This window comes from Pseudomonas sp. GL_103 (assembly GCF_057835175.1).
In genome coordinates this window covers 2,269,178-2,282,586 of sequence record NZ_CM174420.1, presented here as the reverse complement: position 1 = coordinate 2,282,586, position 13,409 = coordinate 2,269,178, and the positions used below count along the sequence as shown (strand labels likewise).

Annotated in this window: 16 protein-coding genes; 8 read left to right on the top strand and 8 right to left on the bottom strand. The window is 57.9% G+C overall.

Translation table 11 applies throughout. The annotated features are described in order from the left end of the window. Positions 1 to 40: 40 nt before the first annotated feature. From AC3IP0_RS10410 to AC3IP0_RS10390, 5 genes are all read right to left on the bottom strand, one after another. Entirely contained in the window at positions 41 to 1,060 is a 1,020-nt protein-coding gene (locus AC3IP0_RS10410; protein ID WP_489319148.1) for a LacI family DNA-binding transcriptional regulator, read from the bottom strand. Positions 1,061 to 1,063: 3 nt separating this feature from the next. Next, positions 1,064 to 2,041: an ABC transporter permease gene (locus tag AC3IP0_RS10405; RefSeq protein WP_111282081.1), complete on the bottom strand. Its 978-nt coding sequence runs from the start codon at positions 2,039 to 2,041 to the stop codon at positions 1,064 to 1,066. Then, positions 2,038 to 3,591 (bottom strand): sugar ABC transporter ATP-binding protein, encoded by a 1,554-nt coding sequence (locus AC3IP0_RS10400; protein WP_489319147.1) that lies wholly within the window; start codon positions 3,589 to 3,591, stop codon positions 2,038 to 2,040. The genes AC3IP0_RS10405 and AC3IP0_RS10400 overlap by 4 nt, the downstream gene beginning before the upstream one ends. Positions 3,592 to 3,646: 55 nt before the next feature. Continuing rightward, positions 3,647 to 4,603 (bottom strand): sugar ABC transporter substrate-binding protein, encoded by a 957-nt coding sequence (locus AC3IP0_RS10395; protein WP_489327318.1) that lies wholly within the window; start codon positions 4,601 to 4,603, stop codon positions 3,647 to 3,649. A 193-nt stretch (positions 4,604 to 4,796) separates the two neighbouring features. Next, entirely contained in the window at positions 4,797 to 5,258 is a 462-nt protein-coding gene (locus AC3IP0_RS10390) for a hypothetical protein (protein ID WP_489327317.1), read from the bottom strand. A 352-nt stretch (positions 5,259 to 5,610) separates the two neighbouring features. On the opposite strand from AC3IP0_RS10390, the gene AC3IP0_RS10385 reads away from it, so the two are divergent. The 3 genes from AC3IP0_RS10385 (at position 5,611) to AC3IP0_RS10375 (ending at position 7,844) form a co-directional block, all read left to right on the top strand. Beyond that, on the top strand, positions 5,611 to 6,699 hold the full coding sequence (locus tag AC3IP0_RS10385) for an asparaginase (RefSeq protein ID WP_489327316.1): 1,089 nt from the start codon (positions 5,611 to 5,613) through the stop codon (positions 6,697 to 6,699). Positions 6,700 to 6,880: 181 nt separating this feature from the next. Next, entirely contained in the window at positions 6,881 to 7,150 is a 270-nt protein-coding gene (locus AC3IP0_RS10380; protein WP_046041595.1) for a DUF1654 domain-containing protein, read from the top strand. A gap of 4 nt (positions 7,151 to 7,154) precedes the next feature. Then, a complete protein-coding gene (locus AC3IP0_RS10375) occupies positions 7,155 to 7,844 on the top strand; it encodes an endonuclease (protein ID WP_489319144.1) in 690 nt (229 codons plus the stop codon). An 89-nt stretch (positions 7,845 to 7,933) separates the two neighbouring features. On the opposite strand, the gene AC3IP0_RS10370 is transcribed toward AC3IP0_RS10375, so the two are convergent. Further along, positions 7,934 to 8,299 carry an SPOR domain-containing protein gene (locus AC3IP0_RS10370; protein WP_489319746.1) on the bottom strand — a complete coding sequence of 122 codons (366 nt, stop codon included), beginning with the start codon at positions 8,297 to 8,299 and terminating at the stop codon, positions 7,934 to 7,936. Between the two features lie 251 nt (positions 8,300 to 8,550). Here AC3IP0_RS10370 and csrA point away from each other — a divergent pair, with 251 nt between their 5' ends. Next, positions 8,551 to 8,742, top strand: a complete 192-nt coding sequence (csrA, locus tag AC3IP0_RS10365; RefSeq protein WP_053161267.1) for a carbon storage regulator CsrA — start codon at positions 8,551 to 8,553, stop codon at positions 8,740 to 8,742. Positions 8,743 to 8,927: 185 nt separating this feature from the next. On the opposite strand, the gene AC3IP0_RS10360 is transcribed toward csrA, so the two are convergent. Beyond that, positions 8,928 to 9,383, bottom strand: coding sequence for a DUF2214 family protein (locus tag AC3IP0_RS10360; RefSeq protein ID WP_489319143.1), 456 nt, complete (start codon positions 9,381 to 9,383; stop codon positions 8,928 to 8,930). Between the two features lie 203 nt (positions 9,384 to 9,586). On the opposite strand from AC3IP0_RS10360, the gene AC3IP0_RS10355 reads away from it, so the two are divergent. Further along, positions 9,587 to 10,339: a carbonic anhydrase gene (locus tag AC3IP0_RS10355; protein ID WP_489319142.1), complete on the top strand. Its 753-nt coding sequence runs from the start codon at positions 9,587 to 9,589 to the stop codon at positions 10,337 to 10,339. 75 nt (positions 10,340 to 10,414) lie between these two features. Here the strand turns inward: AC3IP0_RS10355 and AC3IP0_RS10350 are convergent, their stop codons facing one another. Continuing rightward, the gene (locus AC3IP0_RS10350; RefSeq protein WP_095943661.1) at positions 10,415 to 10,609 is read right to left on the bottom strand and encodes a hypothetical protein; all 195 of its coding nucleotides are present in this window, start codon (positions 10,607 to 10,609) and stop codon (positions 10,415 to 10,417) included. A 251-nt stretch (positions 10,610 to 10,860) separates the two neighbouring features. Between AC3IP0_RS10350 and AC3IP0_RS10345 the strand changes: the two genes are divergently transcribed. The 3 genes from AC3IP0_RS10345 to AC3IP0_RS10335 all read left to right on the top strand — a co-directional run bounded on the left by AC3IP0_RS10345 (position 10,861) and on the right by AC3IP0_RS10335 (position 13,293). Beyond that, on the top strand, positions 10,861 to 11,067 hold the full coding sequence (locus AC3IP0_RS10345) for a hypothetical protein (RefSeq protein WP_489319141.1): 207 nt from the start codon (positions 10,861 to 10,863) through the stop codon (positions 11,065 to 11,067). A 294-nt stretch (positions 11,068 to 11,361) separates the two neighbouring features. Next, the gene (locus tag AC3IP0_RS10340; protein ID WP_489327315.1) at positions 11,362 to 12,786 is read left to right on the top strand and encodes a DUF1254 domain-containing protein; all 1,425 of its coding nucleotides are present in this window, start codon (positions 11,362 to 11,364) and stop codon (positions 12,784 to 12,786) included. A 351-nt stretch (positions 12,787 to 13,137) separates the two neighbouring features. Then, positions 13,138 to 13,293, top strand: coding sequence for a hypothetical protein (locus AC3IP0_RS10335; RefSeq protein WP_489327314.1), 156 nt, complete (start codon positions 13,138 to 13,140; stop codon positions 13,291 to 13,293). Positions 13,294 to 13,409 lie beyond the last annotated feature (116 nt).

Sequence of the window (13,409 nt, the reverse complement as noted above, 5' to 3'; positions counted from 1 at the left end):
TTTTGATTCAGCGGCTTTCTGTTTTCAACGGCTTTTTGTTTCAACGGAATTGGGCAAACGCGCCGGTCAGCGGCGCCGTCGATTCACGTATGACGATACTCGGCGTCACGATCCGCTGATCGGTCGCCAGGCCCGGCGTGGCGATTCGCCGTAAAAGCACTTCGGCGGCCATTTCGCCGAGCTGCAGGATCGATTGCCCGACCGTGGTCAACGACGGGTAGACATATCGACTCATCTGGATATCGTCGAAGCCGATCACCGACAGCTCGCTCGGTACGCGAATATTGCGCTCGGCGGCGGCCCGCAGCACGCCGATGCCGATCATGTCGTTGGCGGCAAAAATGGCGCTAGGCGGATTGCTTTCCAGCAGAATCGCGGCGGCGCTGTAACCGCCGGTGCTGGTGAAATCGCTTTCCAGCATGCGCCCGGGAGAGACTTCGACGCCCGCCTCTTTCAAGGCCCTGCGATAACCCGCCAGACGCATCTGCGCCACACTGGTGTTTTCCGGCCCGCTGATCGTGGCGATATCCCGGTGCCCCAACTCCAGCAAGTGCCGGGTCGCCAGATACGCGCCGTATTCATGATCGATTCGCACCAGGTCCGCATCGACACCGTCCAGTCCGCGGTCGACGATCACCATGGGCGTGCGGACGCCTTTCAGACCTTGTACCAGGCCACTGTCGCCACCGGCCGAGGCGACAATCAGGCCGTCGATGCGTTTTTCCAGCAGCACGCGCAGGTAGCTGCGCTGCTTGTCCGGATTGTCGTCGGAGTTGCACAGGATGACGCAGTAACCGTTACGCTCGCAGTAATCCTCGATACCCCGGGCCAGTTCGGCGAAATACGGATTGAGACTGTTGGGCACCAACAGGCCGATGGTCGCCGTGGTCTTGGCCTTGAGCGAACGGGCCACGGCACTGGGAACGTAGTCGAGGGTCTGGATGGCCGCTTCGACCTTGATCCGGACTTCTTCACTGACCGGGCGGGTCTTGTTCACCACATGGGAAACCGTGGTGTAGGAAATGCCGGCAAGGGCTGCCACATCTTTGATAGTCGCCATGACTCAGGTCCGCCGGCTTGCGCGTTGACTGCGATAAGTATCCAGCACCACCGCCACCACGATCACCGCGCCGGTAATGATGCGTTTGGTCGGCTCGGTTGCCCCGATCTGCGCCAACCCCGCGGCCAGCACGGAAATAATCAGGACGCCAAAAAACGTGCTGATCACCGAACCGCGCCCGCCCATCAGGCTGGTGCCGCCGATTACGACGGCCGCGATCACCTGCAACTCAAGTCCTGAGCCGGCATTCGGGTCGGCGGCCTCCAGGCGAGAAATCTGGAACAACGCGGCAATACCGGCCAGCAACCCCATCAGGCTGAAGACCAGGATTTTGTATGGCTTCGGATTGATCCCCGCCAGCCGCACGGCCTCTTCGTTGGTGCCGATACCGATCAGGTAACGACCGAACACCGTGCGGGTCAACACGGCCTGGGCGACGAAAATGATCAGCAACGCGATGATGAACGACGGCGAAATGCCGAAGGCAATGGGATTGGACAACCAGGCGAACGCATCGCCGATGTAGGCCGTACGCGAACCGGTCATCTGGTACGCCACCCCGCGAGCCATTTCCAGCACGCCCAGGGACACGATGAAGGACGGAATCCGCCACGCCACCGTGATCGAGCCGGTGATGGTACCGGCGAGCGCCGCGACGGCCATGCCCAGCAACGCCGCCGGCAGCACGCCCCAGCCCCAGCCGAGAATCGCCACGCTCACGGTCGAGGCCGCCAGCGCCAGCACCGAGCCTACCGACAGGTCGATGCCACCGATGATCAACACAAAGGTCATGCCGACCGCCAGCACCATCAGGTCCGGAATCTGGTTGGCCAGGGTGCTGAAAGTATCGTACGACAGGAAGTGACTGCTCAGCACCGAGAACAGCACGATCATCGCCAACAAGGCACCCGCCAGGCCAAGATAGGTGCCCAGGCCGTAGAAGTTGCCACTGCGGTTGCCGGCGAAAGAAGCGGTTTTCATGGAAGATCCCTAGGCGCGGCTTCAAAGAGCTGCGCATCACGTTTTTGGTAGCCGGCGAAAGCAGCGGCGAGCAACTCATCCTGGGTCCAGCTGTCGCGATCGAACGTATCGATCAGGCTTCCTGCCGACAGCACACCGATCCGGTCGCAGATCAGCATCAGCTCGCGCAAGTCGCTGGAGACCACCACCAGCGCCTTGCCCTTGCGGGTCAATTCGCCGAGCAGGTTGTAGATATCGAACTTGGCGCCGACGTCGATGCCGCGGGTCGGCTCGTCAAACAGCAACACCGAGCAATCGCGCTCCAGCCAACGGCCGATGACGACTTTCTGCTGATTGCCGCCGGACAGCTCGGACACCAACTGTGCCGGACCGGAGCTGCGAATGCGCATGGCGTCGATCTGACGCTGGGCCAGGGCGCTTTCGCCATCGTTGTCGACAACACCTGCGCTGGAGATGCCGGGCATGTTGCCCAAGGCGATATTGGCGCCGATCGACTGCGTCAACAAAAGGCCTTCGCCCTTGCGATCTTCCGTGATCAACGCGATGCCATGCCCGACCGCATCCACTGGCGAGCGCACATTGATGACCTGCGCCGGTGCCCCAAGGGCAATCGTGCCGCTGTCGGCGATATCGGCACCGAAAATCAGACGCAGCAACTCGGTGCGCCCCGCGCCGATCAAACCGGAAATCCCGAAAATCTCTCCGGCACGGACTTCAAACGACACGTCGCGAACCTTGTCGGCACGGCTCAGACCCTTGACCGTCAACACCGGAGCGCCGATCTTGCGCGCCCCCATATCGATGTGTTCGCCGAGCTCTCGACCGACCATCAAGGTGACCAGTTGCTCGCTGTTGTAGTTGGCCATCGGCTCGACACAGACCAGGTTGCCATCGCGAAGCACGGCAATGCGCTGCGCGACTCGCGCCAGTTCTTCGAGGCGATGGGAGATGTAGATGATCGATACGCCGCGAGCCTGCAGGCGGGTGATCTGCTCGAACAGCATTTCGACTTCGCGAGCAGTGAGCATCGCGGTCGGCTCATCGAGAATCAGCACATGACAATCGCCAATCAGGTTGCGGGCGATCTCGACCATTTGCTGGTGGCCGATGCCCAGTTCGCCGACCAGGGTGTCCGGATCAATGGCGTCGAGCCCGACATGAGCCATGGCCTCGATGGCAGCCTTGCGCAACTGCTTGCGACTGATCCAGCCACCTTTGCTGGGCAGGTTGTCGAGAAACAGGTTTTCCGCCACCGACAGGGTCGGCAGCAGATTGAGCTCCTGCATGACCATGCGGATACCCAGCGCTTCAGCCTGAGCCCGGCTACCCGGACGATAGTCCTGCCCCTGAAACTTCATCTGGCCGGCGGTCGGCGTGACCAGCCCGCCAATAATCTTCGAAAGCGTGCTTTTGCCTGCACCGTTCTCGCCGGTCAACGCCAGCACTTCCCCGCGCATGAGCGTCAGGTCGATGCCGGTAAGAACCGGTTGGGCGTAGGTCTTGCCGATACCGCTGACCGAGAGGACAGCGTTCGGAGCGCAAACTGACATAAAAAATCTCCATGCGCTCGTCCGGCTGGACGAGCGCCGTTACGTCGCCAGAAGGCTACTTGGTGACCAGTTCTACCGGCGTTTCGATCACGCCATTGGCGCCGCCGTCGACCTTCTCGCCCTTGAGAATCTTCAATGCAGTCTCGATGCCGAACACCGCCTGCCTGGCCGCAAACTGGTCCGCGGTGGCCAGCACGCGACCGTCCTTGAGCATTGGCTGGATGGCATTGATGTTGTCGTAGCCGACCACTTGCACCTTGCCGGCCTTGCCCGCGGCGCGCACGGCAGATACCGCGCCGACCGCCATGCTGTCGTTGCCGGCCAACAAGGCCTTGGTTTGCGGGTATTCGCTGAGAATCGACGCGGCGACCTTGTTGCCCTTGTCGATCTCCCAGTCACCGGATTGCAGGGACACGACCTTGATCTGCGCCGCCTCCATCGCATCCTTGAAACCTGCGGTCCGCTGCTGGGCATTGGTGGTGGTGGACACACCTTCGATGATGCCGACTTCGTCACCGGCCTTCAGCTGTTTGGCCAGGTAGTCGCCCACCAGCCGTGCGCCCTTGCGGTTGTCCGGGCCTACGAACGGAACATTGATGTTTTTGCTTTTGACGACGGCGGGGTCCAACTGGTTGTCGATGTTGATCACGGTGATACCGGCATCGATGGCTTTCTTGATCACCGGGACCATGGCTTTGGAGTCTGCCGGTGCAATCACCAATGCATTGACCTTGGCCAGGATCATCTGCTCGACGATGCGCGTCTGGCCTGCGGTGTCGGTTTCATCCTTGATGCCGTTGGAGATGAGGTCGAATTCGCCGGAGTGATCTTTCTGGTAGGCCTTGGCGCCGTCCTCCATGGTCAGGAAGAACTCGTTGGCCAGGGATTTCATGACCAGTGCGACTTTCGGTTTTTCAGCGGTTTCAGCAAAAGCCGAAGAGACAGGCAATGCAGCGGATGCGGCAGCCAGCATAGCGACAGCGAGAAGACGTCCAGCGAATGGCAGCTTCATGGGTTCACTCCGATCTTATGATTATTGTGAGCAACGCTTGCGCTGGCGTAAGCTTCACGGCCCACCGCGATGAAAAGCCATCATTGGAGCCGCGCAAACGTTTGCGTGAACCAAACTATGCGAACCCTGCCGATATTTGTCAACGACCTGAAAAACGCTTTCAGCGATGCCTGGCGAAAAAACGGCATTCAACTCATGCCGTGGTGTTGACCACCGATCCTGTGCCAGCACCCTTGGCCAGCTCCTTGACCAGGCTCGCACTCACTTGCAGGATGGCGCCGTTGGTGTCAGCAACCTGCCCCTGTATGGCCGCTACCGCGGTGGTCTTGGCTTCCGGGGTTGGATAGGACGCCGCCTGGGCTTGCGCCAGTTGCTGCTGTTGCTCGCGCAATTGCTGCTGCAACTCCTTCAGGCGCTTGAGCAAGACCTTCACCGCAACGCTGGTGTTATCGCTGGTTTCCGATTCGGCCTGTGCGCCGGCACTCTCCCCCAGACCTACCGGGCCCGTCTTGACCTGGGTAGCGTCACTTTTCTTTGTACCCAGCGCTTGAGCAGCCGCATCAGCTGTTGCGTCGCTCAAGGCACGAAGGGTCGTGGCCGATTTGCCACCGATGGTGATGCCGGCGGCATTGGGAATGCCAACAGATAACGACATGTGAACTCCTGAAGAAAAAGATCCCTTGAAGGAGCATCGACCGGCGCGGGCGTTTCTTTAGTCGTTAGTGATGATTTGACCCGTTGAAACCTTAAACAAGACCGCGATCCGTTTCGGAGAGCCGAACGCGAAAGTTAAACATGTTCGGCATTCCGGACGCACCGCCCCCGAAACCGGCTTGGACACAAACAGCAATACCGTTACAAATCATTAACTTAAGCGTATTTTTCGATTCAGAGTATTACTGGTACAGATCCTGCTCTTCCCCTCGCACCCCCGGCGTTCAGATTCGCCCGGGGCGTATCTAGATGAACCTGCATCTGCACCGTCTCACAACTAGAAGAGAAAAATAATGACATCTGCACTCAAGACCTTTGTTCCGGGCGCCTTGGCCCTCCTGCTGCTCCTGCCCGCCGCCCTTCAGGCCAAAGAAGCCGAAACCCAACAGAAACTGGCCAACGTGGTGATCCTGGCCACCGGCGGCACCATTGCTGGCGCGGGGGCCAGCGCCGCCAACAGCGCAACCTATCAAGCGGCGAAAGTCGGCATTGAACAGTTGATCGCCGGCGTTCCAGAACTGAGCCAACTGGCTAACGTTCGCGGCGAACAGGTCATGCAAATCGCCTCCGAAAGCATCACCAACGAAAACCTGCTGCAACTGGGTCGCCGCGTAGCCGAACTGGCCGACAGCAAAGACGTCGATGGCATCGTGATCACCCACGGCACCGACACCCTGGAAGAAACGGCGTACTTCCTCAACCTGGTGGAAAAAACCGAGAAGCCGATCATCGTCGTAGGCTCCATGCGCCCAGGCACCGCGATGTCCGCCGATGGCATGCTGAACCTGTACAACGCGGTAGCCGTGGCCAGCAGCAAAGACGCGCGGGGCAAAGGCGTACTGGTGACCATGAACGATGAAATCCAGTCGGGTCGCGACGTCAGCAAAATGATCAACATCAAGACCGAAGCGTTTAAAAGCGCCTGGGGTCCGCTGGGCATGGTAGTAGAAGGCAAATCCTACTGGTTCCGCTTGCCAGCCAAGCGCCACACCATGGATTCCGAGTTCGACATCAAGACCATCAAGAGCCTGCCTGACGTAGAGATCGCCTACTCCTACGGCAACGTCAGCGATACCGCCTACAAGGCCCTGGCTCAATCGGGCGCCAAAGCCATCATCCACGCTGGCACCGGCAATGGCTCGGTATCCTCGCGAGTGGTCCCTACCCTGCAAGCCCTGCGCAAGGACGGCGTGCAGATCATTCGCTCCTCCCATGTCAACGCCGGCGGCTTTGTATTGCGCAACGCCGAACAGCCTGACGATAAATACGACTGGGTCGTGGCCCACGACCTGAACCCGCAAAAGGCCCGGATCCTGGCGATGGTCGCGCTGACCAAGACCAACGACAGCAAAGAGCTGCAACGGATGTTCTGGGAATACTGATTCGCCCTCGCCCGACCGGGTCCGGTCGGGCACTCCGTGCGCCATTCGCCAGCCTTGGCGAGTGGCTGCCGCTGGATCTTACAAAAAAATCCCTTCGCCTTACGCCAAACGGAACAAATCGCTGTCAGAGGATTTTCTTGGTTTTTAAGCAGTTGCGAAATGGCCTACAGTTAAATACTGTATGCACGTACAGCTTAATAAGGATAATTCCGTGGACACCACCTCTGCCTCTCCTGACACCTATGTACGCATGGGCTTGCGCGTTCAGAAAATCATCAACTCTCCCACCGCACAAAAGGCCAGGGCAGCGTTGATCTTCCGCCTGCCTGACGAACCGGTGGATGAATGGGAACGCTTGCTGGAAGAAATCGACGAGAACGACAACGTCACCCTCGCCTATCGCGACGATGGCGGCGTGCAGATTTTCTGGGTTGTGCCGAAGGAAGATTGAGTCGATGAGTGTCCGCTGGTCTGCTTTACTGTTTCTGTTTTTTGTCATGGGTGCGCAAGCCGACGCGCCGCGCACCTTCACCGAAGCGAAAAAGGTGGCATGGAAGCTCTACGCACCCCAGTCCACCGAGTTTTACTGTGGCTGCAAATACACCGGCAACCGGGTGAACCTTGCCGCCTGCGGTTATGTGCCCCGTAAAAATGCCAAACGCGCATCCCGCATCGAGTGGGAGCATATCGTTCCGGCCTGGCAAATCGGTCACCAACGCCAGTGCTGGCAAGAGGGAGGTCGCAAGAACTGCACCCGCTACGACCCGGTTTACCAGAAGGCCGAGGCTGACTTGCACAACCTGGTGCCCAGCATTGGCGAGGTCAATGGCGATCGCAGCAACTTCAGCTTTGGCTGGCTGCCCGAGCAGTCGGGGCAATATGGTTCCTGCCTGACCCAGGTCGACTTCAAGGCCAAGAAAGTCATGCCCCGCCCTTCCATTCGCGGCATGATCGCCCGGACCTACTTCTACATGAGCAAGCAGTATGGCTTGCGCCTGTCGAAACAGGATCGGCAACTGTACGAGGCCTGGGACAAGACCTACCCGGTACAGGCCTGGGAACGCCAACGCAACCAGAGCGTGGGGTGCGTCATGGGACGCGGCAACGAGTTCGTCGGCCCGGTCGACATGAAGGCCTGCAGCTGAATCCAGAACGGGACACCTGAAACGACAAAGGCCCCGGGGTTAAACACCCGAGGCCTTTTTTGTTTCTTCAACGTCTGCGCTACAGAACGTTATTGAGCGACTGGACGCTCAAGCACCAGCAATTCGATATTTTGTTTCTTCGAGCGAGTGAGCGCCGCGCGGACTTCATCCTGTTTGGCTTCGGCGTCGGCTTTCGAATTGAACGGCCCCATCAGGATTCGGGTATTGCCATTCTCCTTGACGACGCTGGACATGAAACTGTGCTCGATCAGCCAGCCACTCAAATCGCTGACCGCCTGAGGGGTTTCACCTCGCACTTCAAGATCCCATTGCGGACCGGACACTGGCGCGGGTACAGCCGCCATGGCCGGCTTGGGCTTCGGCGCATCCACACTGCTGCCCTCGCCACATCCCGCCAGTGCCAATATCGCGATGACCAAAACCATTTTGCGCACGGCGTTTCCCTCTAAATGCTTAAAGGGGGGGATTTTAACATCCATGAATACTCCACGAGAGCAGTAAAATGGGCTCAAAACAACGAGAATGATGGTTGCGGCCTCTGTATAGTTACGCCTTGGGAATTAATGCCACATCTGCGCGTCAGAAAGAGGCACCCAAACCGCGAGACTTCGCACTAATCTATACATACCACCGACCTCTGCACTGTCCGAATCAGGTGCCCCACAAAGCAATCAAGGAGAAGACCATGCTGATACTCACCCGCAAAGTCGGTGAAAGCATAAACATAGGTGATGACATTACGATCACCATCCTCGGCGTAAGCGGCCAGCAAGTCAGGATCGGCATCAACGCTCCGAAGGACGTTGCAGTGCATCGTGAAGAAATTTACCAGCGCATTCAGGCCGGCCTGACCGCCCCGGAAAAGCCTCAACCCTGAATCCTGTTGCAGTCAGTAGCCAGCCCGTTCAGTCCGGAATCACGGCTGGCTAAAGATTCAGCACCCCATCGCCCTGCGCTTTTGCCCCCACCCAAACCCCAGGGGCCGATACTAGCGGCAAGCTCCATCCTTTTGCTGTCAGACTTTTCTGGTTTACCCCAGGGAAGGATGCGTTCACTGCGCCATCAACCAAGCATCACGCCTCGCGCCATGCCCGTCGCCGCTACCACCATCAACAGCACCAGCAGCGCCTCTATATGACTGATCCGTGCAAACAGCTTCGCACGGCCGGTATCGATCGCCACTTTACGGGCAAGCGCTATCCGCCACTTGATCAGCGTCACCATGGGTGCGATTTCCAGCAGCAAGATCAGGACAAACAGCGTCATCTTCAGATGAAACAGCGGCTGATGCAGGTAATAGTCCGTGCCTTTCTCGTACCCGCCAAAGGCTCGCATCCCCCCACTGATCAGTAAAACGACAGCTGAAATACCCCAGATATTGTCCGCCATCAGAACACTGCGCACCTCTGCGGCCCCATCGGCCAAGCGCCGAAAAGCCGTGCCTCGAACCAACACCGCCCAGAATCCCAAGGCAAATGCCAGAAGATGAACCGCCGCCAGAAACCAGTGAGTCAGCATCGAGAAACTCCTGCCAGGTCGAAGTTGTATGAGCCTGTCAGTAGTAGCCCATGAAATAGCTGCGTGCACGGTATCTGCGGACAATGCCCGAAACACAATATGACAGACCAACTAGACTCCACTGCGCTGGTATTGAGCGTCCGTGGCAGTACCCGCCCCAACAGCAACTCACTCTCACCGCATTGAACTGAGTAAACAAAATCATGTGTGAATCATGTGATTCAAGCTCTGCTTCAAACACAACAGGCCGTCGTCGTTTTCTTCAATTTGCCGGATTGAGCGCAGGCGCCCTGCTGCTGACCGGCACACTGCCCGGCAAGATCATCCAGGCAGCCGAAAAAGCGACAGCCCCACCCAAACCACAAAACGTAATCAGTCCCGACATGGCGTTGAAAAGACTGATGGAGGGCAATGCACGATATGTAGGCGGTACTTCCACAACGCACGATTTCAAGGCAGAGCGAGAGGCCCTGGTGTCCGGCCAAAATCCGTTCGTGGCCGTGCTGAGTTGCTCTGACTCGAGGATCGCCCCGGAATATGCGTTCGACACCGCACGAGGCGATCTTTTCTCCATCCGCGTCGCGGGCAACTTCGTTACGCCGGAAGGCTTGGCCAGTCTTGAATACGGAGTTGCCGTACTGGGCGCCCCGCTGATTCTCGTACTCGGGCATGAGAGCTGCGGCGCCATCGAGGCCGGTATCAAGGCGGTCAAGGACCAGACGATTTTCCCCGGCCATATCCCGAAACTGACTGACGCACTCAAGTCGGCAGTCGAGGCAGTACTCAAACAGCCCGGGAACTTGATGGAAAACGCCACCGTGCAAAACGTCAAGAATTCGGTCAACAGCCTGAAACAGGCCTCGCCATTGCTGACTGATGCGCAGAGCAAAGGCGCGCTCAAGATCGTGGGCGGTATCTATCGCCTGGCGAGCGGCAAGGTGGAGTTGATCGTTTGATCCGCAACGTGCACGCCCCCAGCATCGGTGCATGACCCCGCATGCAAAGAGCCCAGCGCGACGGCTGGGCTCTGGTTATCTTCGGTTTTGCATCATTTTATCCGCGAGGGTTCTGGCCCTCTCGATCAATAGGTTCTGCCTGTCCTCGTGGGTAGCCCCACCCACAATCGGGGCAGTCAGATTGCTTTCGGCAATCAATGCAGCGCAGAAATATCGATCCCAGACTGCCGTGTCCACAGGTGCCTGCTTGCTCATTTGATCGGCGTTCATCGGCGGCTCCTTTTAATAAGGTCGCATTGCTAGTTTACGCCTGAATGACAAAAAATCCGGACCATCATTCACAGGCACCCGCCATTCGTCGCCTGCCAGAACACAACGAGGAATTCGCCCGTATCCGTGGCTTGAGGCTTGCTAAGATCGCCCGTAGCAGCGCCTGAACGACAGGATTCTGACGCCGCAGCCATTCAATCAATGCTTAAGGACGCCAGCGATACGCTTGGTCAGTCACCGGGAGATGTAACGTGTCAACGCTCAACGAAATCGCAATGAACCACGCGAGAATGGCCAAGGAAAAAGCAGGAAAATCGACCGAGCTGAGCGAGCGCCACCTCCAGATCGTAGGGAGCTTCGAAGTACCGTCCATTGAAGAACAGCAGAACATCCCAATGCACCTGATCGCTGGAGCACAGGAAGGCCACCATGGCCTTGCGGCTACCTTTGCCCTCTGACGTCTACTGAGGCTGGCGACGATCTGAACGATTTACTCGGTAATCATCCGGCATCCGTTCAGCAATCGTCGCGTCTTGATGGCCCGGCACAACCCTATTGATCCGGGCATCTCATCTTTCAAATACCGCGAAGTGATTGCCAGCTGGATGCAAGGTTCAGCAAATAACACGCAATGACTTGTGGATTGAAAATCCATGAACTAGACATAACCCCACAGTCCACTTCCCCAAAGATCGGTAATGATTCTTGGTACCTACTCACTTGTCCGGCTTGACGAATGGAGATGCACGTTCATGAAGAACCCACTACCGAGAGCCCTTGGCGGTACGGTGATATTGCTGGCGTCATTCATATCCACTTTCACCCACGCAGCCGATATCACTCCCGCCGAAATGAAGGCTATCGCCACGGAAGGCTACATCTACGGCCTGCCCATCGTGATGAACTACGCGATCATGTACGACTACGCCGTAGACAAAAACTCCGGGCAGTTCAAGGCGCCGTTCAACCAGATTCATAGCCTGCACCATGTCGCCACCTACATGGACACAGCTGTTATTTCGCCAAACAGCGACACACCCTATTCCATGGTATTCATGGATCTGCGCAGCGAGCCAATGGTGTTATCGGTGCCAGCGGTAGAGAAACAGCGGTATTACTCAGTACAGCTCATCGACGGCAACACCTACAACTACGGTTACATCGGCAGCCGCGCCACCGGCAACGAAGCGGGCGACTACATGGTCGTCGGACCCGACTGGAAGGGCGCGACCCCGCCGGGCATCAAGAAGGTGTTTCGTTCCGGCACGCAATTCCCCTTCGCGCTCTTTCGCACCCAGCTCTTCAACCCGACCGACCTGCCGAATGTGGTAAAGGTCCAGTCAGGCTACAAGGCACAACCGCTATCAGCCTTTCTCAAGCAACCTGCGCCACCCGCCGCGCCGGCGATCGACTTCCCGAAGATCAACACGGAACTCGCCAAGACCGGCTTCTTCAAGTATCTCGACTTTGCCTTGCAGTACGCCCCGGCCGCACCGGATGAAGTGGCGATCCGGGCGAAACTTGCCCGGATCGGCATTGGTGCCGGCAAGGACTTCAACTTCCAGGATCTGTCCGCCGAACAAAAGGCCGCAGTGGTTCAGGGCATGCAGGCCGGGCACGCGCAGGTCGAGGAAGGGATCAAGAATCTCGGCACGAAGATCAATGGCTGGAACATTGTCGGGGCCGGCGGCGACAGCGCCTTCTACAACGGCGACTGGCTGAAACGTGCTGCCGTCGCGCAAGCGGGCATCTATGCCAACGATGCCGAGGAAGCCACATATCCTCTGTCCAAAACCCTGCCCGATGGCGAGCCGCTTGACGGCAGCAAGCACAACTACTCCATCACCCTGCCCGCCGGACAATTCCCGCCAGTCAACGCCTTCTGGTCTGTGACCATGTACGACGGTAAATCACAACTGCTGATCAAAAATCCGATCAATCGCTACCTCATCAACTCGCCGATGCTGCCCGAAATGAAGAAGAATGCGGACGGCTCGTTGACACTGTACATCCAGAAGGATACGCCCGGCGCGGACAAGGAAAGCAACTGGCTGCCCGCACCGAATGATCTGATCTACCTGGTGATGCGGCTGTATTGGCCGAAGACAGAAGCGCCTTCGATCCTGCCGCCCGGCAAGGGAACCTGGAGTCCGCCCGAGATCGTCAAAGCCAATTGAGCGGACGCAGGGTCATACGTCAATTATGACCCTGTCTAGCCCTTAAACAGGTGTAAACCTTATTCAGGATGGGACACCTGCAACCAACACGGTTGTAACTGAAATAATCGAGGAGACCTTGATCTAGAGGTCTCGCTCTCATTACCAGAAAAACTAATACCATCAAATTGTAGCCCCCCCCACAGCCAACTCGGCTAACAAGCAATCGATTAACTCCCCCTTTCAAAGTCAGCCGCTATAGCGGCAAGGACGAAGTCATGCCTGAAGAAATTGTCGCGACCTTGCGAGAGCGGATCATCCAGTACGTGCGAAAGAACGAGAAAAGTGTTCGCGGCTGGTTTCCCACCTGGTGTGTTCAAGTTTCACGTCTCCGACGCCCTCGACACTGCCGTGATTCGCCGGAAACTGGAGAGGATGAAGCGTGACGGGTTGGTCGAGGCCGATCACAGCCAGAGCAACAACACCAAATGGAAGCTGACCGAAAAGCCCAGTGAGGTGGTGCAATGATCTTCGCCCCGCTCTACATGCTCTGGCTCATCTACAAGGGGCCGCGGTGAACGTAAGAGTTCACCTCGACGGTTGCCCGAGGGTTTGGGCCAGGTGCAAATCATCATCTCAATTTA